The sequence below is a fragment of the Novosphingobium aquae genome, from assembly GCF_037572715.1.
Taxonomy (GTDB): domain Bacteria; phylum Pseudomonadota; class Alphaproteobacteria; order Sphingomonadales; family Sphingomonadaceae; genus Novosphingobium; species Novosphingobium aquae.
Window position 1 is genome coordinate 495561 of record NZ_JBBHJY010000001.1, and the last position, 21701, is coordinate 517261.

Here is a 21701-nt window from a genome sequence, read left to right on the forward strand (position 1 = left end):
GATGCGTTTGGCAACCTACGAAAACGGCCTTCCCGATGGCGAATTGATCGTAGTCTCGGGCGATGGCGAACGATCGATGTCAGCCGGTCCGAAGTGGCCCAGCCTGCTAACGGCAATCGAGAGCTGGTCCGATGCCCTGCCGGATCTCCGCAGCCTTGCCGACAGGCTCGAGGCCGGTGACGGCGAGGCCGTCGTCAGCGAGAAACTTCGCGCTCCGCTGCCTCGATCATGGCAATGGCTCGACGGCTCGGCCTTCGTGACCCACGGCGAGCTGATGCAGGTCGCCTTCGGCATGGACCCGATCGATCGCGCGCGGCCGCTGATGTACCAAGGGATGTCGGATCGTTTTCTCGGCCCGGTTGAGCCCGCTGCTTTTCCCAGTGAGGCTGACGGCATCGACTTCGAAGGTGAATTCGGCGTGATCGTCGATTTCGTGCCGATGGGCACCAGCGTGGAGCAGGCGGCAGGATACATCCGGTTGGTGGTGCAGATCAACGACTGGTCGCTGCGCACGATCGCGCCTGTGGAGATGAAGACAGGTTTCGGCTGGGTCCAGGCAAAGCCCGCATGTTCGATGGCACCGTTCGCCGTGACACCCGATTACCTGGGTGAGCACTGGCAGAACGGGCGTGTGTGCCTTGACCTTCTGGTCGAGCGTGGCGGAGCGCGTTTTGGGTTCGTCAATGGCGGTGAGATGGCATTCTCCTTTGCCGAATTGGTCGCTCATGCGGCTCGCACACGTGATCTTGTCGCCGGTACGGTGATTGGCTCGGGCACGGTTTCCAATGCGCAGTACGCGTCGACCGGTTCCGCCTGCATCTCGGAACGTCGCGCAATCGAAATCATCGCAGTTGGTGCGCCGAGCACGCCGTTTCTGCAATTTGGCGAGACGATCCGCATGGTTGGCCAATGCTCTGACGGCGCAGCGCCCTTCGGCGCCATAGTGCAGGAAGTCGCACGAGCATGAAGACTCAGGTTGCGATCATCGGGGCCGGACCGGCCGGTTTGATGCTCGGCCATCTGCTCCGCGCGGAAGGCGTGGACTGCGTGGTGCTCGAGCGGCAGACCCCTGACTATGTCCTCGGTCGCATCCGCGCCGGCGTGCTCGAGCAGATTACCGTCAGCCTGATGGAGCGCCTCGGCCTCGACGCGCGGCTCAAGGCCGAGGGGCTAGTCGAAGCGGGATTCAACCTCGCCGACGGCGAACGCCTGATCCGCATCGACTGTGAAGCGCTGACTGGCAAGACGGTGGTGGTCTACGGCCAGACCGAGATCACCCGCGACCTGATGAACGCGGCGCCCGCGCGCGGACTGGAAGTCATCTACGGCGTTGCCGACGTGGCGCTGCACGACATCGAGAGTGACGCGCCCTACGTCACCTACACCAAGGGCGGCGCCGCGCAGCGCATCGACGTGCGCTTCATCGCCGGATGCGATGGGTTCCACGGGCCGAGCCGCAAGGCAATCCCCGCAAGCGTCGCGCGCGAGTTCGAGCGGGTCTATCCGTTCGGCTGGCTCGGCATCCTCGTCGATGTCCCGCCTTGCCACTCCGAGCTGATCTACGCCAACCACGAGCACGGCTTCGCGCTCGCCTCGATGCGCAGCAAGACCCGTAGCCGCTACTACATCGACGTGCCGCTGACCGAGAAGGTCGAAGACTGGCCGGACGAGCGCATCTGGGACGAGCTCGCCATCCGCCTTGGCCCCGAACCCGCTGCCAACATCACTCGTGGGCGGTCGATCGAGAAGTCGATCGCGCCGCTGCGGTCCTACGTGTTCGAGCCGATGCGCCACGGCAACATGCTTTTGTGCGGTGACGCTGCGCACATCGTGCCCCCAACCGGAGCCAAGGGTCTCAACCTTGCCGCAAGCGACGTGCACTACGCCGCCGAGGCGCTCACCGCTTTCTTCAGGCGCGGCGAAGCGGATGGCATCGCCGGTTACTCGGCCAAGGCCCTCGCCCGGGTATGGAAGTCCGAGCGATTCAGTTGGTCGCTGACCAAACTGATGCACCGCTTTCCCGAAGACGGCCCGTTCGAGCGGGCGATGCAGGTCGCCGAGCTCGAATACATCGCCTCCAGCCGCGCCGCCCAGACCAGCATTGCCGAGAACTATGTCGGACTGCCGGTTTAATCTGCGCTTATTAGACAGGAATCCATCATGAAGACCCGCGCCGCCGTTGCCTTTGCCGCCAAGCAGCCGCTTGAGATTGTCGAGCTTGATCTCGAAGGGCCCAATGCGGGTGAAGTGCTGGTCGAGATTATGGCAACCGGGATCTGCCACACCGATGCCTACACGCTCGACGGACTGGACAGCGAGGGCTTGTTCCCCTCGGTGCTCGGTCATGAAGGCGCCGGGATCGTACGCGAGGTCGGGGTCGGGGTAACCAGCGTCAAGCCCGGCGATCACGTGATCCCGCTTTACACGCCCGAATGCCGGCAGTGTAAGTCGTGCCTGAGCGGTAAGACCAACCTGTGCACCGCGATCCGCGCCACACAGGGGCAGGGGCTGATGCCCGATGGCACCAGCCGCTTTTCCTACAAGGGCCAGACCATCTTCCACTACATGGGCTGCAGCACTTTCTCGAACTTCACCGTGCTACCCGAGATCGCCGTTGCGAAAATCCGCGACGACGCGCCGTTTCAGACGAGCTGCTACATCGGCTGCGGCGTGACCACAGGGGTCGGCGCGGTGATTAATACTGCCAATGTGCAGGTGGGCGACAATGTCGTGGTCTTCGGGCTCGGCGGCATCGGCCTCAATGTCATCCAGGGCGCGAGGTTGGCGGGTGCGGGCAAGATCATCGGCGTCGATCTCAACCCCGACCGCGAGGAATGGGGCCGCAAGTTCGGCATGACCGACTTCCTCAACTCGCGCGGGCTGAGCCGTGAAGACACCGTGGCGAAGATCGTCGCCATGACCGACGGCGGCGCGGACTATACCTTCGACGCCACCGGCAACACCGAAGTTATGCGGACTGCGCTCGAAGCGTGTCACCGCGGTTGGGGCACCTCGATCATCATTGGCGTGGCCGAAGCCGGCAAGGAAATTGCCACCCGCCCGTTCCAGCTCGTCACCGGGCGCAACTGGCGCGGCACGGCGTTCGGCGGGGCCAAGGGCCGCACCGACGTACCCAAGATCGTCGACATGTACATGACCGGAAAGATCGAAATCGACCCGATGATCACGCACGTCATGGGGTTGGAGGAAATCAACACCGCCTTCGACCTGATGCACGCGGGCAAGTCGATCCGTTCGGTCGTGGTGTTCTGATACCGACAATAATTGTCACTCCTACTGTGAAATTTGAGCGGTCGGTCGTGAAGGGAAAAGTATGAATATGAAACCGCTCCAGACGAGCGCAGCCATTCAATACAAAAATGGTTCGGCGGTCAGGCCGATGATCGTTGCCCCTATATCGCTGTTTTTCATCTGGGGCGGTCTGACCAGCCTCAACGACGTACTGATCCCGAAACTGAAGGGCCTGTTCTCGCTAACCTACACAGAAGCATTGCTCACCCAGTTCGCATTCTTCTTAGCCTATTTCTTGGTGTCACTACCTGCAGGCAGTCTGATCGCGAGGGTCGGCTATTTGAAGGGAATCGTAATCGGCCTTGGCACCATGGCGCTTGGATGTTTGGCCTTCATTCCCGCAGCAAGTTCAGGCGTGTACGCGACTTTCCTCCTGGCGCTATTTGTCCTCGCCTCAGGAATTACGATCCTCCAGGTCGCAGCCAACCCACTCATCGCAAACATGGGTAGCCGAGCGACTGCATCGAGCCGCTTGACCTTGGCCCAGGCCTTCAACTCACTGGGTACCACAGTCTTTCCGCCAATCGGCGGTGCGATCATACTTGGCTCGCTCGCGAATATCGACCCGGTATCACTTCCAGAAAATCAACGAACCGCTTTACTGGCTAAGGAGGCTGCTGTTATTGGCGATGCCTATCTCGGAATCGCTGCGGTTCTCGCGCTAATCGCTGGTTTCTTCTGGCTGCAGCGAAACCAAATGCCTCGTACGAGCGAGCCGCAGATCTCCTACGGTGGTTCCTTCGCGTTGCTGCGAGAGCAGAGGCTTGGTGGCGGCGTTGCAGCCATTTTCCTCTATGTCGGTGCCGAAGTCTCGATTGGCTCGATGTTGATCAACTACCTTGTTCAGCCAAACATCCTCGGTGTCACAGAGCGGGCCGCGTCAGCCTTCATTGCGTTTTACTGGGGCGGAGCCATGGCGGGCCGCTTTATTGGTTCGATCATCCTTCGCTTTGTGTCGCCAGGGTTAGTACTGGCCGCATTCGCATTCGGTGCAGCAGCGTTGGCAACAATATCCGGGCTCAGCAGTGGACCATTTGCCGCCTATGCGCTGCTCGCAGTCGGTCTTATGAATTCCATCATGTTCCCGACGATATTTTCGTTGGGAGTAGATGGGCTTGGCGAGCGCACCCCACAAGGGTCGGGGCTGCTTTGCATGGGAATTGTCGGTGGGGCGTTGATCCCATTGCTTTTTGGCACGGTCGCGGATGCCAGTGGCTTGGCCACAGCCTTGTTCGTGCCGGTTTGCTGCTACCTAGCAATCGCATTTTATGGCTGGGTCTCTCGGAGAGCAGCCGGATGACTGTCGCCACCTATCCTTGCACCAGTGCTTAGTTTGAGGCCCAAGCCGTTGAGCATTGAAATCTACCCAATCGCGGTACGCCGTCGCAACTGCTGACGCGATGCGCTTCTCTCGCGCCGCTATAGCGCTCAATGTGTTTAAGGTTGACGATCTAGCGGGACATCGGGTGCGTTCGCGTACTGCTACCTAGAGAGCGACCGAGCGCGCAAAGCCTATCGGTCGCTGCATCCCGAGTGCCGAATAAATGGGCTCGAACCAAGGGCCCGCTGATTAAGAGCAAGATTCATTTCCGATCGTCTGCCTGCTGCCCACGCAGCGTCATGTCGTCTGGCTTATCGGCCTGACGCAAGCCGAGCCCATCTCGTCGCAAAGTAGCCGATTTGGGGGTAGCGATGGGGGTGTTATGACAAAATTGAGAAAAAATATCGTTTGCAATCAGTTGCATATACCATTTTTGTGGATCCCTCCTCCGCTACCAACTTCCAACATCGCCGGACGCGAAAAGCCCCGCACATTGCTGCGCGGGGTTCTCATCTTGTCAGTTGCTGGCGTCAGAACCGGTTGACGAGGTTCTCGCACCATTCCTGGCGGCCGGACTTCGGCTCGGGCGCGGCGTTGCTTGATACGGCGCGGTCGGCGATCTGGGCGAGGGTGGTGCCCTCGGCGTGGACCATCTGGCCAAGTTCGCCCTTCCAGCCAGCATAGCGCTCGGCGCGGAACTTTTCGAGCTGGCCGTCCTCGATCACAGCGGCGGCGCGCAGGAGGCCCTTGGCGATCACGTCGACACCGCCGATGTGGCCGTGGAACAGGTCGGCCGCGTCGATCGACTGGCGGCGCACCTTGGCGTCAAAGTTCCAGCCCCCATTGCCAAGGCCGCCGGCGCGCAGGACTTCAAGCTGGGCGAGGGTGATTTCCTCGACCGAGTTGGGGAACTGGTCGGTATCCCAGCCATTCTGCGGATCGCCGCGGTTGGCGTCGATCGAACCCAGGATGCCTAGCGCGCGGGCCATGGCGATTTCGTGTTCGAATGTGTGGCCCGAAAGCGTGGCGTGGTTCGCCTCGATGTTGACCTTGACCTCGTTCTCCAGCCCGAAGCGCTTGAGGAAGGCGTAGACCGTCTGCGTATCGAAATCGTACTGGTGCTTGGTCGGCTCGTGCGGCTTGGGCTCGATCAGGATCGTGCCGGTATAGCCGATGCGGTGCTTGTGATCGACGACGAGGCTGAGGAACCGCCCGAAGTTCTCCTGCTCCACGCCGATCTCGGTGTTGAGGATCGAATCGTAGCCTTCACGGCCGCCCCACAGCACGTAGTTCGCGCCGCCAAGGCGGTGCGTGGCCTCAAGCGCGTCACGCACCTGCAGCGCTGCCCAGGAATAGATCTCGGGATCGGGATTGGTGGCCGCACCGGCCATATAGCGCGGGTGGCTGAACAGGTTGGCCGTGCCCCACAGCAGCTTGCGGCCATGCTTGCCCTGCAGTTCCTCGAGGTGGTCGACGGCTTCGGCAAAGCTCTTGCGGAAATCGGTAACGCCGTCGGCATCGGCCATCACATCGACATCGTGGAAGCAGTAGAACGGCAGGTCGAGCTTCTCGACGAAGGCCAGCGCCGCCTCGCGCTTTTGCGCGGCGCGGGTCGCATCGTTCGGGCCGGCGTGCCACGGGCGCGAGAAGGTGCCCGCACCAAACACGTCGCTGCCCGGCCAGCAGAAGGTGTGCCACATGCACACGGCAAAGCGCAGGTGGTCTTCCATGCGCTTGCCCATGACCACGCGGTCCTTGTCGTACCAGCGGTAGGCAAGGTCGTTCGTGCTGTCCGGTCCTTCGTAGCGGACGGTGTCGAACGGGGCGAAATAGTCGGCGGACATGGTGCTTCCTCTCAGATGGACGCGATCGCGGGGTAGGCGGCGCGGAATTTTGCGAGCTTGGGGGCGAGCCGTTCGGCGAGTTCCCGATCAGGCTCGATGATATGGGCCACGGGCGGCCGGGTGCAAACGTCTTCCGCGCTGGCTTTGGTAACGGCGATCTGGGCGAGCTTTGCCGCACCCAGTGCCGGGCCGACTTCGCCGCCGTCGAGATAGGTCAGCCGCGCGCCCAGCGCAGCCGACAGGATCGTCCCCCAATAGCGCGAGCGGGCACCGCCGCCGATAACGCTCAGGTTATCGACCTGGGTGCCTGCCTCACGCAGCACCGACAGGCCATCGGCATGGGCAAAAGCCACGCCTTCGAGCACGGCGGCGGCGATGCGGCCGGGATCGCTCTCGTTGTCGAGGCCCAGGAAGGCGCCGCGCACGTGCGGATCGTTATGCGGCGTGCGCTCGCCCGACAGGTAAGGCAGGAACAGTTCGGGGCCGGAGCAGGGGCCGGCAGCTTCAGCCGCGGCGAAGAAGGCGGGTACGTCCATCCCGGTCAGCCGTGCGGCCCAGTCAATGCAGCTTGCGGCAGACAAATGCACGCTCATCTGGTGCCACAGGCCGGGCAGGCAATGGCAGAACGCGTGGACGGCGCGGGCCGGGTTGGGGCGGAACTCTTTCGTTGCGACGAAGATCACGCCCGAAGTGCCGAGCGAGAGCAGGGCATCGCCATCGCGCACCACGCCAACGCCTGCTGCGCCGCCGGCATTGTCGCCAGCCCCGGCGGCGACCGGAACTGGCGCCATGCCCCAACGTGCGGCTACTTCGGCGCGCAGCGTGCCGCTGACTTCGGTGCCTTCAAGCAGGCGGGGCATTTGGTCGCGCGTCAGGCCGGTCGCGGCGAGCATGGCGTCGGACCAGTCCCGTGCCGCGCCATCGAGCCACAGCGTGCCTGCACTGTCAGACATGTCCCCCGCCTTTTCGCCGGTCATGCACAGCCGCAGGTAGTCCTTGGGCAGCAGCACCGTGCGGACTTGTACAAACGTATCTGGTTCATGCTTCCGCACCCAAGCGAGTTTGGGCGCGGTGAAGCCGGGCATGGCGATATTGCCGGTAATCGCGCGAGTCCGGGGCTCGGCCGCCTCGATCTCCGCGCATTCGGCAAAGGAGCGGCCGTCGTTCCACAGGATGGCGGGGCGCAGCTCCTTGTCGTCCGCGCCGAGCAATGTCGCGCCGTGCATCTGGCCGGCGAGACCAACGCCTAGTACCTTGGCGCGGCTGTCTGCGGGAAGGCCAAGCACGGCGGCTTCGGTGGCGCTCCACCAGTCGGCGGGGTCTTGTTCGGACCACAGCGGCTGCGGGCGCGAGACGGTGAGGGGGGCAGTCGCCTGCGCTACCACGCTCCCACTCTCGTCGACGATGACCGCCTTTACCCCCGAGGTGCCGAGATCGATCCCGAGAAACATGGTGCGATCAGGCCTTGCGATCCTCAAGGATGAGTTCGGCGGCGCGTTCTGCCACGGCCATTGCAGGGCCGTTAGTATTGCCCGAAACCGGCGTCGGCATGATCGAGCAGTCGACCACGCGCAAACCGCCGATGCCGTGCACGCGGGTACGCTCATCGGTCACCGAAGTGCGCAGGTCATTGCCCATCGCGCAGGTGCCGGTGCCGTGCAGGCCAGCTTCGACCATCTTGGCAAGATCGCTCAGAATTGCCGCTTCATCCTCAACCTCGGCGCCGGGCATCCGTTCGGCACCGATGAAGCCCGCAAGGGCAGGGTCGGCGGCGATTTTGCGGAACAGCCGGAACAGGTCCAGCGCCTTCTGCTGGTCGTAGTGGTCAGACCAGATCGCCATGTCAATAAGCGGCGCATCGCGATAGTCGGAGGAGGTCAAGGTAACGCTCCCGCGGCTGCGGGGGCGCAGGTGATAGCCGGAGAAAGTGAGGCCCGGTTTGGCGGTGATCGGGCTACCCGGCTGGGCGGCCATTTCATTCACCGTGCGCATGGCAAAAGGCGCAGCGGCGACCTGCAGGTCGGGCCATTCGGGGTTGCCCTCGCTGGAAATGAGGCCGGTGATCGGCATGCCGACGCGCGCCAGTGGGCCAGTGCCGGTGAGGAAATAGCGCATGGCGTTGCGGTACAGCCGCCAGCCGATGAATTCGCGGTTCGTGCCGGGATGGCCGGGCAGATCGAATGACAGGCCGAACTTCTGATGATCGGCCAGGTTGCGGCCAACGGCTGGCAGGTCGGCCAGCACGTCGATGCCCAGCGCCTGCAGCGCCGCGCCGCCGCCGATGCCCGACAATTGCAGCAATTGCGGCGAGGAATAGACGCCCGCCGACATGATCACTTCGCCGCTGGCGGCCAGTATCAGTTCCTGTCCATCGCGCTCGCAGATCACGCCGGTGGCGCGGCCATCGGCGATGGTCACGCGCTTGACGCGGGTCTGGGTGAAGATGGCGAGGTTGGGGCGCGACTTGATCGGCTTGACGAAAGCCTCATAGGCCGAGGCCCGCTTGCCGCGCCGATCAACGGTATATTGCGAGCGGCCCGCGCCGGTGATGCCGGGGGCGGTGATGTCGCTGACCCAGGGCATGCCCTGATGCGCGAAGGCAGCGGCGAGCGCGTCGAATACCGGCGAGATATAGGTCGAAGGCGTGATCTGCAGTTCGCCGCCGCGGCCGCGTCCGGGGTGAGCGCCGGGATCGCGATAATCCTCGAACCTGGCGAAGCAGCGAGCAATTTCGTCCCAGCCCCAGCCGGTCAGGCCATGATCGGCCCAGCCGTCATAGTCGGCCGGCATTCCGGGGAGGTACCAGGTGCCATTGATCGCCGAGGAACCGCCAAGGCCGCGGCCATAGACGTGCATTTCCTTGCGCCGGCCGGGCTGCTGCTTGACCGGGAAGGCGCGGAAATAGGCAGGGTTGCCCATGATCTTCACAAAGCCGCCGGCCATCGAGATGAAGGGGTGCTGGTTGTCGCCCCCGTCCTCGATCAGCGCCACGCGGTTGCTTGGATCGGCGCTGAGGCGATTGGCGAGCACGCAGCCGGCCGAGCCGGCTCCGACTATGATGTAGTCGAACGTATCCATGGAGCTATCGGCATCCCTACCCAGAGTCAGAATAAGACCCACTGTTCTATTTTCTACAGCACGGGGCTTGACCGCCTGTCAAGCATCAATTAGAAATGACATTCTAATTAGACGCAAGGGAGAGGAATGCGATGCTGCCGGTCGAACGAGTCATTGGCGAAGAGGGGCTCAGCGCCACATCTGAAGGGCTGAAGCTGGCCATGCGCCTGCCGTGGTATCGCTCGCTGCCGTTCTCGACCGTCGAAATTCCCGAATGCGCCATCGATGGCGAAGCGGTCGACCTGTCCGGCGCCATTGTGGAATACGACGGCGCGCGCTGGCCGCTGGCCGAACTTGGCGAACAGACCAACGCCTTCTGGTTCGTGCGTGACAGCGCCTTCCTGCTGCTTCCCGGCCGCACCGCCGAGCCGGGTAGCGAGCACAGCGTTTCGCTGACGGTCAACGTCAACCCGCCGTACATCCCCGGCATGAAGCGCGCCAACCCGCAGACCACTACGCTGCGCGTCAACTGACCACCCGGAGGGACCTTGAAATGACCAATGCAACCGGCCCCCAGGTGGGCGTAACGCTCTATTCCTTCACCAACGAATGGCTGACCCGCCAGTTCGATCTAGAAGGCCTGCTGCGCGAAGTCGCGAAGCGCGGAATGGGCCCTAATATCGAGATCATTGGCTTCCAGAACTTCAAGGAGTTCCCGGACGTTTCCGACGATTTCGCCGCCCGCTTCAAGGACATGGTCGCAGAAATCGGCCTCAATCTGGTCAGCTGTGCGATTAATTCGGACCGTTTCCTGAGGCCCGGCCAGCAGCCGATCGACGATGCCAGCCTGGTGGAATACCACAAGCGCCAGCTGCGCTCCGCCAAGAAGATGGGCTTTTCGCTCGTCCGCTATCAGTTCGCCCTTCCGGTCGAACTGCTGCCCCAGATCGCGCCCTATGCCGAAGAGCTCGACATCCGCATGGGTGTTGAAGTCCACGCGCCGATGTGGGCCGGCCATCCGGCGGTGCAGGCTTATGGCGAGATGTATGACAAGCTTAACACCCCGGTGCTCGGCTGGATTCCGGACTTCGGCGGCACGGCCAGCCGCATCCCTGAATCGATGCTGGATGCCGCGCGCAAGACCGGTGCTGCTGAGAGCCTGCTCGACATGCTCAAGGAGATCTGGGTTGAACCGGGCATGAGCCACGAAAAGGCCGGCAAGCTGCGCGAATGGGGCCTCGCCAACGGCCATGCGCCGCTGCACATCCAGGCCGCCTGCCTCGCGTTCTTCATCCTTGCCAACCACGATCCCAAGAGCTGGGCTGCGATGGTCGACCGCACGATCCACATTCACGGCAAGTTCTATGGCGTGAGCGAGGACCTCGTCGAGGAAGCGATCGATTATCAGACGATCCTGCCCCTGTTCCGCGATGGCGGCTTCACCGGCACGCTGGTCAGCGAATGGGAAGGCCACGCCTATGACACGCGCGATGCCTTTGAGCAGGTCAGCCGCCATCAGGCGATGTGCAAGGCCTTGTTCGCAGCTTGACGGGCAAGCGGACTGACACCGGACCAGCGCGATGATCGACGCTGACACCATGACTGCGCGGCAGAAGACACTCGCGCTGCTGGCGCTCGTCGTCGCGCTGGTGCTGGAGATTGTCGACCTGACGATCATCAACACCGCGCTGCCGGCGATCCAGGCCGATTTCGGCGGCGATGCACAGGCGTCGCAGTGGATCATCGCGGGCTATGCACTGGCCTTCGCCCTGCTGCTTATGGCGGGGGGAAGGCTGGGCGATACCTATGGCTATCGGCGGATGTTCCTGTGGGGCGTGGCCGGTTTCACCCTGTCATCGGCGCTTTGCGGCGCGGCGGGGAGCGGCACCGAACTGGTGCTCGCCCGCCTGCTGCAAGGCGCCACCGGAGCGCTGATGGCGCCGCAGTTCATGGCGCTGATGCAAGTGATGTTCCAGCCGGTCGAGCGGATATCAAAGCTTGCCATGTTCGGTGTGATCGGCGGTCTGGCGGCGATTATCGGCCCGATCATCGGTGGCCTTCTGATCGAGGCGAATACGTTGGGCCTTGGCTGGCGGCTGATCTTCCTGATCAACCTGCCGGTGGGAATGATCGCCATGGTCATGGGCTATATCTACCTTCCCGAAGCGCGATCGGGCCGGCCGGCGGGTGTCGACCTGCGCGGCATCGTGCTGTTCGGGCTGGCCATCGCCGCCTTGCTCTGGCCGCTGGTGCGGGGCGATCACGGCGCGCCCGGAGCGACCGAATGGGCGCTGCTCGCCGCTGCCGGTCCGCTCGGCTGGCTCGGCTGGAGGCACGTTTCGCGCCGGGTGGCAGAGGGCAGGGCGGCGCTGTTCGATCCCTCGCTTTTCACCAACCGCCCGTTCGCCATCGGCATGGCGCTGTCGGTGGCCTTCGCCGCCGCCAATGCCGGATTCCTGATGTGTTTCGCCTTCGCCTTGCAGGCCGAGCGCGGGCAGACACCCTTGACCACTGGCTTGATGCATGTGCCGTTCGGCTTCGGCGCGATGGTCGGCATTGCCGTTCTGGGGCGTCGCTTCCTGCCGCGTTGGGGGCGCTGGGTGCTGGTGCTGGGCGGAGTCGTCATGGCCGCGTCCTGTGCGGTCATTTTGCTCGGGATCGGCGTTTTGGGGCTCGAATTCGCCGTGCTGGTTCCCGCCCTCGTTACGGCTGGTCTGGGCATGGGGATGCTCTCGGGCTGCATCAACCCTGTCGCCGTGGCGCAGGTTGACCGCGATCATGCGGGCGCGGCGAGCGGTTTGCTCAAGACCGGCCAGCAGGCGGGGGCAGCGCTCGGCATCGCGCTCGTCGGCAGTGCCTATTTTGCTGGCGCAACGCTGACCGGCCATCCCGGCTCGGCGACGGCGCTTTATGCCCTGCTGCCGTTGCTGCTCGGCTGCGCGCTGCTTGCGGCCCAGCTTCCCGCGACCATCTTCGCCAAGGCCCTGGCGCACTGATTTCGGCTGGACGCAATGCCTGCTTGGTGAATATGGCAAGGGCAAAGGACCAACGCCCTATGCCCAATCTTTACGACAGTCTGCGCGCCGGATTTCCGGCGGATCGCTCCAAGCCCTTCGCGAGCGAGCTGGATGGCGCGGTGACGACTTATGCCGATGTTGAGGCGCGGTCGGCGCGGCTGGCCAACCGGCTGGGTGAACTTGGCGTGAGGCCGGGCGACCGGGTCGCGGTGCAGACACCCAAGAGCGTCGACATGCTGATGCTCTACCTTGCCTGCCTGCGGGCGGGGGCGGTGTTCCTGCCGCTCAACACGGCCTACACGGCGGGCGAGCTCGATTACTTCATGCGCGATGCCTCGCCGGCGTTGTTCGTCTGCGCTCCGGACGCGGTTGGCACGATTGCGCCGCTGGCCAAGGCCGCCGGTGTGGCGCGTGTCGAGACGATGGGTGTTGGCGGCGCCGGGACGCTGATAGAAGGCGCGAGGGGCTGCGCGGAAGATTTTGCGACCCTCGCGATGGAGGACGATGACCTCGCCGCCATTCTCTATACCTCGGGCACCACCGGGCGTTCGAAGGGCGCGATGCTGAGCCACGGCAATCTGGCATCGAACTGCTTCAACCTGTGCGATTACTGGCACTTTACCGCGGATGACGTGCTGCTTCACGCGCTGCCGATCTTCCACACGCACGGGCTGTTCGTGGCGACGAACATCGTCCTTTCGAGCGGCGCGCAGATGATCTTCCTGCCGGCCTTCGATGCTGCCCAAGTGCTTGCCGCCCTGCCGCGCGCGACGGCGATGATGGGCGTGCCGACCTTTTACATCCGCCTGCTCAAGGAGCCCGCCTTCACCCGCGATCTGGTGGCTCACATGCGGCTATTCATCTCCGGCTCGGCGCCGCTTTCCGCCGACATCCACCGCGAATTTTCGCAGCTGACCGGCCACGCCATCCTCGAACGCTATGGCATGACCGAGACCAACATGAACACGTCGAACCCCTATGACGGGGATCGGATTGCCGGCACGGTCGGCCATCCGTTGCCGGGAGTGTCGATCCGCATCGCTGACCCGGAGACGGGCCGCGTGCTGCCGCAAGGCGAGATCGGGGTCATCGAGATCCAGGGCCCGAACGTCTTCAAGGGCTATTGGCGGATGCCGGAAAAGACTGCCGAGGAATTCCGCGACGGCTATTTCATCTCGGGCGATCTGGGCCTCATCGATGCGCGCGGCTATGTCTCGATTGTTGGCCGCGCCAAGGACCTGATCATTTCTGGCGGCTACAACATCTATCCGGCGGAAGTCGAAACCGCGATCGATGAACTGCCGCAAGTGCGCGAGAGCGCCGTCATAGGCGTCCCCCATCCGGACATGGGCGAGGGCGTGGTCGCAGTTGTCGTGCCGATGGAGCCGGGCTTCGCCGATGGCGCGGCGATCACCGCCGCGCTGGCTGACCGGCTCGCCCGCTTCAAGATGCCGCGCCGCGTGGTCTTCGTCCACGAACTGCCCAAGAACGGCATGGGCAAGGTGCAGAAGACCGTGTTGCGCGAACAGCTTGGCGACAGTTTCAAGCCGGTGTAAGTGCCTGTTTCAGCCGCCTTTACCTTTGCCGACACTGGCGACGTGGGCCGTCATCAAGTCCTTGTAATGCGGGCTGAGCATCAGCGATGAATTGACCAGCCGCTCGACCGATGCGGCCTGATGCGCGGGCAAGTCTTTTGCCAGCTCGATGGCGATCTTGGATGCGCCGACCATTTCGCTGTCCTGCTTTGCCAGGTGCCGGCAGAAAGCGAGCACGTCTTCCTCGAATGTCTCGTCCGGGTAGACCTTGTGGACAAGGCCCATCATCCGCGCGTCATCGGCATCGACCGGCATGTTGGCGGTGATCATCCAGCGCGCCCAGTGGGTGCCGACGATGCGGACCAGCCGGCTGACGCCGTTGGTGGCCGGCAGGACGCCGAATTTGGCTTCGGGGAAGGCATAGCTCGCGCTTTTCGCAGCGAGCCGGAAATCGCACGACAGCGACATTTCCAGACTGCCGCCAACGCAGCGCGCGTGGTGCGCGACGACAAAAGGCTTTTCCATGCCCTCTATTTCGTCCCACACGCGGCGCATGCCGCTGGGCAGGCGGCGGTGGCTTTCGCGGATCTGTGAACCGCGCGTCGGGAAACCCTTGGCCTCTCCGCCGCCGCCTTCGCGCAGGTCCGCGCCTGACGAGAAATAGCGGCCATGCGACTTGATCAGCATGACCTTCAATTCGGGGGTTTCGCGGTAATGATCGACCGCCTCTTCGAGCAGGCGCATCAGCTCGTTGCTCATCGCATTGAGCTTGTCCGGCCGGTTGAACGTGGCGACCAGAATCGTGTCGTCCACGGTTTCGACAAGCAGGTGCGGTTCTTCGGACATCGGGCCGTCTCCAGGATCATGTACCGCGCATGGATAGCGCGCTTCGCCGTAAGTGAAAGGGCAAGGGGGAGTGGCTTGTCCAGTGGCGCCCCGCGCTGATCGTCCGCGCGATTGGCGGCAGACCGGCGCGGCTCACTCCATCGAGGCGATGAGGTCCTTGACCGCAACCGAAGCAAAACCGACCGCGCTGTCCGAAATGCCGTAGGGGATCAGCAGTTGTTCCCCCACCTTCAGCGCGCCGCAGGTGTAGACCACGTTGGGGACGTAACCCGAGCGATCGGCATTCTCCGCCGTCAGCACCGGTTCGCTCGTTCGCGCGATCACCTTGGAAGGATCATCCCGGTCAAGCAATGCGCAGCCCAGCGCATACTTTCGCATCGCGCCGACGCCGTGAGTAAACATCAGCCAGCCGGCGTCGGTCAGGATTGGCGAGCCGCAATTGCCGATCTGGATGAACTCCCACGGGTATTTGGGCTCCATCAGCAGGATGCCTTCGTCGTCCCAGACGTTCGGGCGGTCAGAGCGCAGCAGGAACAGGTTCTTGCCGTCCTGCCGGCCGACCATCACGTATTGCCCGTCGATCTTGCGCGGGAACAGCGCCATGCCCTTGTTGCGCCCCGCCGCGCCTTCGATCGGTTCAAGGTCGAATTCACGGAAATCGCGCGTACGCAGCAATTCAGAGCGGATCGAGCTGCCGGAATAGGCGGTGTAGGTGCCGATCCATTCGGTTGAGCCGTCATCGTGCTCGAACTTCACCATGCGCAGGTCTTCCAGCCCGCCGCGCTGCTGTTCAGTAATCGGGAAGATGACCGTGTTCGACAGGCTCGAATCGGCATGACGCAGCACGGTGACGCCGGCATCGGCATCGTTCATGCTTTCTTCCTCAAGCTCGACCGAGGTGGCGAAGGCGCTTTGCGGCCAAAGCTCAAACGTGCCGTCGGGAGCGGCGATGCCTTCGCGGAAGACGATCGAGCTGATGTGGCCTTCGCCGACCGCGCGCAGGCTCATCACGAAGCGGATGTAGCCATCGATCATGCCGCTCTGATCAGGGTGAGGGACGATCGAAGGGTTCATCAGCGCTGCGGCGGCATAGGTGTATTCGTGGCAGAAATAGGCACCGATCAGCCGCTTGCGTGTTAGCGAAAAGCGCGATCCGTCAAGGCCGAGGTTCGCCTCGACCTCGGTATAGCGCCGTCCGAACATCTGCTCGGTCTGCCAGTGCCGCTCAAGGAAATCGTGCGCAACCCGGGCGTATTCCTGGTTGACGCGCTCCTCCGGCATGGCCGCGACATCCTCGACCAGCTTGAGCGCCCTTCCGCCGGGTGCGGAGGTCGATTGCCAGCCCAGATGGAATGGCCGCAGCACGACCCGCGATGGGTCGGCATGAAGTCTCTGGTCAAGTATTCGCAAAGGACTGGCGCTGTCTTTCCGCTGTCGAACCAACCGTCATTCCGTTCATGCTACCCGCTGTCGTGTCCGTATTGAGCGGCTTTGCGCTGCGAAGCAATCCCGTCACGGCAGCATGTGCCAGCTGGAAGCCGAGGATCGATTCCGCCCCGCAATTGGCATTGGCCCCGCGCGGGGTAACGCCATCGCGGCAGCGGCCGGTTGTGATGTTGGCCAGCACGACGCCGCGGTCATTGGCGCCGAAGTACCAGCGATAGGCGGTCACCGCGCGGTCGATCCAGCGGCGATCACCGCTCGCCTTGAAGGCGCTGACCGCAGCTTCGATCGCTGCCTGCGCTTCAAGCGGCTGCTGGTCGAAGGGCATCTGCTCATAGGGCTGGCCGAACCCTTCAGAACCGACGGGGCGGAAGTGGCCCTGATCGGCGGTCTGGCGGGCGTTGATCCAGTCGAGCGTCTCAAGGCCGATAGCCGTCCAGTCACTGCGGCCGAGCACCATGCCCGCCTCAATCAAAGCCTGCGGCATACGCGGGTTATCATAGGCGAGAACGGCCTCGAACCATGTCCAGTCGGGACGCCGCGCGGAAGCAAGCAGATGGGCGAGCAAGGTGCCGCCGCGCTCAAGCGTGGCAAAAGCGTCTTTGTGGAAACCCTGCGCCGAAAGCACGCAGGATGCGCCCAGCATGGCGAAGGACAGTGCGCGCGGCGAATCAATGACCGCAAACGGGGCCGACGTAATGTCGAACCAGTGCTGCGCCCAATCGCGCATGTCGCTATCAGGCGCGTTGGCAACCGTGTGGCCCAGCGCCCATAGCGCGCGGCCATAGGAGTCTTCCGAGCCGGTTTCTTCGCACCAGGTACGGTCATAGCGCATGAAGTTTCGGAATGCCCCCCGGTCCGGGTTCCACGCGTACTGGATGAAGCTGGCGAAGGTTGATGACCATTGCAGCCGTTCCGCCGGTGACACGCTTTCGGACACGTTCATCAGGATCAATGCGCGGGCATTGTCGTCAAGGCAGTAGCCGTGGCGGCGATCGGGGATCACGCCGATCGAATGCTGCATCATGCCGGTGCCGTCGCACATCGCGAAAACGCCGGTCATTCCGGGGATTGCGGTGATCGGCAGGTCGCTGACCGGCTTGGCGACCGAGCGGCTGACCAGTTCCGCACTGGCAGCGGCAAAGCGCGGCCAGATCGTTTCGCGTCCGGCGCGATAGGCGCGGCGCTTGGTTGCGTTTAGGTGCTCACGGTCATCGAGCAACGCGTTTACCGCGCGGGCAATCGAGCTGACCGAATTAGGTTCGACAAGGATCCCCACGCCGCCGTCAAGCAATTCGCGGGCATGGACGTAGGGGGTGGAGACCACGGCCTTACCCAGCGCCACGGCATAGCTCAGCGTACCCGAAGTCGCCTGCTGCATTCCCAGATAGGGGGTGACGTAGATGTCGCAGGCTTCGAGCTGGTCGAGCAGTTCCTCGGTGTCGAGGAAGCGGTTGTCCCACATCACGTTGGCGCTGACGCCGAGCCGCTCCGCCAGCGCGGCGAGGCCCTCTCGGTAGGCTTCCCCATCGCGAGCGACGAGGTTGGGATGCGTGGCGCCGACGATGCGATAGACGGTGCCGGGATGGCGCTCGAGGATGGCTGGCAGCGCCTCGATCATGTGTTCCAGCCCCTTGCCGGGGCCGAGCAGACCGAAAGTCATGATGACATTGCGGCCTTCAAGGCTGAGCGGCTGCTTGAACTGCTCCTCGCGGCCAAATGGCCGGTCTGGCGCTCCGTGGGGGATGACTTCGATCCGCGAATTTTCCGCGCCGTAGCGTGATGCCAGCAGGTCGCGGCCGTGGCGCGACATGACCATTACGCGCGATGCCCGGGCGAGCAGACGCCGCACGATGCGTTCCTGATTGGGTGATGGCTCGGCAAGGACGGTGTGGAAGGTGATGATCAGCGGCGCGGCGACCCGGTCGATAAAATCGCAGACCATCTCGCCGTCGGGGCCGCCGAAAATGCCGAATTCGTGCTGCAGCCAGACGGCGTCATAGCCGCCCTCATTGATCTGGCGCGCGGTCCGGCTGTAGCAGGCCGGGCTGTCGCAATCGATCACCGCAGCAACGTTTTCATAGCAATGCGGGCTGCCCGCATGATCTAGCGCGAAGACGTCGGTCGCCACTTCGGGGTTCCAGATGGCGAGTTGTTCGGTGAGGTCTGCAGTGAAGGTCGCGATGCCGCATTTGCGCGGCGTAAAGGTTCCGATAACTGCGACTTTGGCCGTACCAGCAACCGCGATGCGGGCCGGAGATTCAAAAAACGGGACAATCCTTGCGGCCTTGCGCTGGCCAGTTGGCGAGCCTGCGCTGAGAAGCGAAGCGGGCGTAAAGACCTGATGTTGCATGCCGTAGATTTCCCGTCTGAGCCGTTCCGTCGCTAGCTAAACAAGAAGGAGGCTATAGAGTTCCTGCTGCAGCGCAACATAAACCTCTGTTCATCGCAAATGCTGCTCAATCAAGCGATAAGCCTGCTGAAATGTTGCAATTGCGAGCGTTTGGCATTGCGATAGCGAGCGAATGTTGCGGGCGCTGGTTGGCCCACATGGCAGGTGGCCAGTGCGACTCGGCAGAGTTTGGTTTGAACCCCTGCAGAATGCCGGAACTTTCATCGCAAAGCGGAGTTTTGCGACGGAATGCCAGCCAGGAGCGTTCAGATGCCGAAGGGCGAAAAGGTCAAGGCCATCCTGTTCGACGCGAACGGTATGGACCGCGAAATCGCGCCGCTCGCCGATGTCGCGCACATTCCGGACAAGCAGATCTACTGGTTGATCGTATCGGGCCAGGGCGCCGGGAAACTGCCCCACCCGGCGGACGGGATCGACCGCGCGGCTTTGCGGCGGGGCGGCGTTGTTGTCAGCGATGACCGCTTCTGCTTTTCGGTCCCGGTCGCGCCAAACGAAGGCGGTCATTCGGAGGACGCGATGATCCTTGTCGTCGGGCGCAACTGGCTGGTGACCTGTTCGGACGCACCGCTAAGCCTGACTGAGCGCTATCTTGAACATGACACGGGCGAGACGCTGAAAGGCAGCCTGACTGCGCCCGCTTTGGCGGTGTCCTTGCTCCTTGCACACTTCGACGAATTCCATACCCATCTCTCCGCAATCGAGGAAAAGCTCGACGCGCTTGACGAGCAGGTCTTCCGCTCGCGACAGCGGCACGATCCGCTCAATACTCTGGCCGTGCTCAGGCGCCGCGCGGCGCGCTTGCGCGGGCTTGTCGCGCAGCACCGCAGCACGATCGCCGCGCTAGACCGGCCCGATTTCGGCCCGGCAGTCTGCGAGGAGGACCGGCACCACCTGACTCATCTGGCTGGGGCCTATCACCGGCTCGTCGACACTATCGACCGAACGCGCGATGCCGTGCTTTCCAGCTATGATCTCTATGCAACACGCGTGGCGCAGAATACCAACCGGCTGCTCCAGCGGCTGACTGTAATCACTGTTGGCATCGGCCTGATCGGTGCGCTTGCAGGCATCTTCGGGATGAATTTTGAACTTGCCTTGTTCAAGGGCGAAGCCCCTGCATTTCTGATGGTTGTCGCAGGCATGGCGGCGATCGCCACCGTCACGCTGTTCATGGCCACGCGCCGGTCCTAAGACGCGGACACGCTAGGCCATCAGGCGCAGAGCAGTTCGCGCGAGCCCGGCTGGTCTTCAAGGAAATCGATGAGTCCGCGCTCGTAGCGCGATAGCCAGCGCGTTGCCCGCGGCAGGCGCAACGAGCGGATCACCGACTGGTCGTCCAGCGCCGCCAGGATCGCCGGGTGGACATAGGACTTGCGGGCGATCGCCGGCGTGTTGCCCAATTGGTCGGCGACGGCCTCCAGTACGGCCAGCTTGGGCACGTTCGAACCGGCCGAATGCACCGTTTCGAAGGCGACCGCAGAGGCTGCCCAGGTGCGAAAATCCTTGGCCGTGAATTCGCCGCCCATCGTCTCGCGGATGTAATCGTTGACGTCGGTCGAGGCGATGGGGACGGTTTCGCCGTGCTCGTCGACATACTGGAACAGGCGCTGGCCGGGCAGGTCCTGCATGGCGCGCACAAAGCGGGCGAGGCCTCTGTCAGACACACGCATTGCACATTGTTTGCCGCTCTTGGCGCGAAAGGTCAGGTGCAGGGTATTGCCGACGACTTTGGCGTGGCGCATCCGCAGCGTTGTCGCCCCGAAGCTCTTGTTGGCTTTGGCATAGGCCTCGTTGCCCACGCGGATGCCGCCGGTATCGAGCAGACGCACGATCGAGGCGATCGCCCGTTCGCGGCTGATTACAGGGGCTTGCAGGTCAGCCTCCACCCTCTCGCGGATCAGCGGCAGCAGCCGGGCAAAGCAGGCGCAACCATCAAATTTGCGGGCATCCCGCTGGCTGCGGAAATCGGGGTGATAGCGGTATTGCTTGCGTCCGCGGGCATCGATCCCGGTGGCCAGGATATGGGCGTTGGCAGCAGGCGCAAACCACGCATCGATATAGGCCGGGGGCAGGGCGATGGCATTGAGCCGGGTTATCTCGTCACGGTGAGTAATCCGTGTTCCGTCGGCAGCGAAATAGGCCCATTTTCCGCGTACCTGCTTGCGGCCGATGCCCGGCAAATCATCGCTGACGTAGATAAGCTTCATCACTGGCACCGCTTACTGAACTGGTGTGCGGATAACGGTGCCGGTGGCGGTTTGGTTCCGCCATCATTTGCGGATTGCTGTGTCAGTCGCCGCGCCCGGCCTTGGCGAAGGCTGAGGCAATCGCGGTGTGCAATTGTTCCATGGTATAGGGCTTGGTGATCGATGGCGCCGAACTGAGCGCCGGATAGGCGCTGTTGTTATCGCCATATCCGCTGGCGACAACGAAAGGTATGCTGCGTTCAAGCAGCCGCTCCGCAACCGGCTCGGAAACCTCGATGCCCAGGTTCACGTCGAGCAGCGCGAAGGACAGGTCCTTGTGATCAAGGAGCTCCAGAGCGGTGGCGACGGACGATGCTACGTGGCACTCCGCAGCACCGGCATCGCGCAAGATGTCCTCCGCTTCCATGGCGATGATCATCATGTCCTCAACGATCAATACGTCTCCGTGAAGCACGGCCCTGTTCTCCCTACCGCCCTTGCGGGACTCGCCTTCTGCCTCTGCCGTAGCGAGACCGCAGATCGGGGCAACGGGATTTTGCGGCCCGTCCATGATCGTAACACTGCTCTTGCGCGTCGATGCCAACGCGCGAAGCAATTTTGCTTTCATTTTGAGGACAACGTTCGGTCGCATAAGAGCACAGCAGGCCTTCTGAAATGAGGTACCGAACGCAATTGTGCTCTACTAGGCAGTCCTCCCGAAGTAATC

Annotated in this window: 17 protein-coding genes; 9 read left to right on the top strand and 8 right to left on the bottom strand. The window is 63.2% G+C overall.

The features are described 5' to 3' along the window. Position 1: 1 nt before the first annotated feature. The 4 genes from WG900_RS02635 (at position 2) to WG900_RS02650 (ending at position 4612) form a co-directional block, all read left to right on the top strand. Positions 2-967 (top strand): fumarylacetoacetate hydrolase family protein, encoded by a 966-nt coding sequence (locus tag WG900_RS02635; RefSeq protein WP_339964453.1) that lies wholly within the window; start codon positions 2-4, stop codon positions 965-967. Beyond that, positions 964-2133 (top strand): 4-hydroxybenzoate 3-monooxygenase, encoded by a 1170-nt coding sequence (gene pobA / locus WG900_RS02640; RefSeq protein WP_339964454.1) that lies wholly within the window; start codon positions 964-966, stop codon positions 2131-2133. Before WG900_RS02635 ends, pobA begins: the two co-directional genes overlap by 4 nt. A gap of 27 nt (positions 2134-2160) precedes the next feature. Further along, a complete protein-coding gene (locus WG900_RS02645; protein ID WP_339964456.1) occupies positions 2161-3273 on the top strand; it encodes an S-(hydroxymethyl)glutathione dehydrogenase/class III alcohol dehydrogenase in 1113 nt (370 codons plus the stop codon). A 67-nt stretch (positions 3274-3340) separates the two neighbouring features. After that, complete coding sequence (locus WG900_RS02650) at positions 3341-4612, top strand: sugar MFS transporter (protein ID WP_339964458.1); 1272 nt, start codon at positions 3341-3343, stop codon at positions 4610-4612. A gap of 551 nt (positions 4613-5163) precedes the next feature. Here the strand turns inward: WG900_RS02650 and xylA are convergent. Genes xylA through WG900_RS02665 form a run of 3 tightly spaced genes read right to left on the bottom strand, consistent with a single transcriptional unit; the run spans position 5164 to position 9555 of the window. Further along, positions 5164-6477, bottom strand: a complete 1314-nt coding sequence (xylA, locus tag WG900_RS02655) for a xylose isomerase (RefSeq protein WP_339964460.1) — start codon at positions 6475-6477, stop codon at positions 5164-5166. Positions 6478-6488: 11 nt separating this feature from the next. Beyond that, positions 6489-7928, bottom strand: a complete 1440-nt coding sequence (gene xylB / locus WG900_RS02660) for a xylulokinase (protein WP_339964462.1) — start codon at positions 7926-7928, stop codon at positions 6489-6491. A 7-nt stretch (positions 7929-7935) separates the two neighbouring features. Next, positions 7936-9555, bottom strand: coding sequence for a GMC family oxidoreductase (locus WG900_RS02665; RefSeq protein ID WP_339964464.1), 1620 nt, complete (start codon positions 9553-9555; stop codon positions 7936-7938). Positions 9556-9686: 131 nt separating this feature from the next. On the opposite strand from WG900_RS02665, the gene WG900_RS02670 reads away from it, so the two are divergent. From WG900_RS02670 to WG900_RS02685, 4 genes are read left to right on the top strand one after another with little or no spacing between them, the layout of a single operon-like run. Then, positions 9687-10067: a C-glycoside deglycosidase beta subunit domain-containing protein gene (locus WG900_RS02670; protein WP_339964466.1), complete on the top strand. Its 381-nt coding sequence runs from the start codon at positions 9687-9689 to the stop codon at positions 10065-10067. A gap of 20 nt (positions 10068-10087) precedes the next feature. Further along, on the top strand, positions 10088-11083 hold the full coding sequence (locus WG900_RS02675; protein ID WP_339964468.1) for a sugar phosphate isomerase/epimerase family protein: 996 nt from the start codon (positions 10088-10090) through the stop codon (positions 11081-11083). Positions 11084-11114: 31 nt separating this feature from the next. Then, complete coding sequence (locus WG900_RS02680; protein WP_339964470.1) at positions 11115-12530, top strand: MFS transporter; 1416 nt, start codon at positions 11115-11117, stop codon at positions 12528-12530. A 59-nt stretch (positions 12531-12589) separates the two neighbouring features. Next, positions 12590-14107, top strand: coding sequence for a malonate--CoA ligase (locus tag WG900_RS02685; protein ID WP_339964472.1), 1518 nt, complete (start codon positions 12590-12592; stop codon positions 14105-14107). Between the two features lie 9 nt (positions 14108-14116). Here the strand turns inward: WG900_RS02685 and WG900_RS02690 are convergent, their stop codons facing one another. The 3 genes from WG900_RS02690 to WG900_RS02700 form a co-directional block, all read right to left on the bottom strand. Next, entirely contained in the window at positions 14117-14932 is an 816-nt protein-coding gene (locus WG900_RS02690) for an enoyl-CoA hydratase/isomerase family protein (protein ID WP_339964474.1), read from the bottom strand. Between the two features lie 132 nt (positions 14933-15064). Then, complete coding sequence (locus WG900_RS02695; RefSeq protein ID WP_417596744.1) at positions 15065-16297, bottom strand: glycoside hydrolase family 130 protein; 1233 nt, start codon at positions 16295-16297, stop codon at positions 15065-15067. 31 nt (positions 16298-16328) lie between these two features. Next, positions 16329-18728 carry a glycosyltransferase family 4 protein gene (locus WG900_RS02700; protein WP_339964476.1) on the bottom strand — a complete coding sequence of 800 codons (2400 nt, stop codon included), beginning with the start codon at positions 18726-18728 and terminating at the stop codon, positions 16329-16331. Positions 18729-19037: 309 nt separating this feature from the next. Between WG900_RS02700 and WG900_RS02705 the strand changes: the two genes are divergently transcribed. Then, a complete protein-coding gene (locus WG900_RS02705) occupies positions 19038-19979 on the top strand; it encodes a CorA family divalent cation transporter (RefSeq protein WP_339964478.1) in 942 nt (313 codons plus the stop codon). 20 nt (positions 19980-19999) lie between these two features. Here the strand turns inward: WG900_RS02705 and WG900_RS02710 are convergent, their stop codons facing one another. Beyond that, a complete protein-coding gene (locus WG900_RS02710) occupies positions 20000-20995 on the bottom strand; it encodes a DNA topoisomerase IB (protein ID WP_339964480.1) in 996 nt (331 codons plus the stop codon). Between the two features lie 82 nt (positions 20996-21077). Continuing rightward, positions 21078-21602 carry a response regulator gene (locus WG900_RS02715; protein WP_339964482.1) on the bottom strand — a complete coding sequence of 175 codons (525 nt, stop codon included), beginning with the start codon at positions 21600-21602 and terminating at the stop codon, positions 21078-21080. Between the last annotated feature and the right edge of the window lie 99 nt (positions 21603-21701).